Here is a 653-nt window from a genome sequence, read left to right as displayed (position 1 = left end):
GGCAAGGAGATGCTGCGCATCAAGGACCGGCACGAGCGCGAGATGCTCTACGGTCCCACCAACGAGGAGATGGTGACCGAGGTCTTCCGCGCTTATGTGCGGTCGTACAAGGACTTGCCGCTGAACCTTTATCACCTGCAATGGAAGTTTCGCGACGAGGTGCGGCCGCGATTCGGGCTGATGCGCGGGCGCGAGTTCCTGATGAAGGACGCCTACTCGTTCGACCTCGACTACGAGGGCGCCAAGCACGCCTACAACAAGATGTTCGTCGCCTATCTGCGGACCTTCACGCGGCTCGGCCTGCGGGCGATCCCGATGGTCGCCGACACCGGTCCGATCGGCGGCAACCTGTCCCACGAGTTCATCATCCTCGCGCAGACCGGCGAGAGCGAGGTGTTCTGCCATCGCGACTATCTCGACCTCCCGGTGCCGGAGGCTGGTGTCGACTTCGACGATGTCGCCGGCATCCAGGCGATCGTCGACCGCTGGACCTCGCACTATGCCGCGACCTCGGAGAAGCACGACGAGGCCGCCTTCGCGGCGATCGCGGAGGCCGACCGGGTGTCGGCGCGCGGCATCGAGGTCGGCCACATCTTCTATTTCGGCACCAAGTACTCGGCCCCGATGAAGGCCGTGGTGGCCCATCCGGACGG

General features: G+C 64.9%; 1 protein-coding gene. It reads left to right on the top strand.

Annotated elements, in window-relative coordinates:
• Positions 1-653, top strand: a 653-nt coding sequence (locus ABTU92_RS27890) for an aminoacyl--tRNA ligase-related protein (RefSeq protein WP_408094839.1), incomplete at both ends; no start/stop codon positions are given.

Source organism: Rhodoplanes sp. SY1, from assembly GCF_046000175.1.
Taxonomy (GTDB): Bacteria; Pseudomonadota; Alphaproteobacteria; order Rhizobiales; family Xanthobacteraceae; genus Rhodoplanes.
Note: the sequence above shows the minus strand (reverse complement) of the source record. Positions and strands in the feature narration are given on the sequence as shown.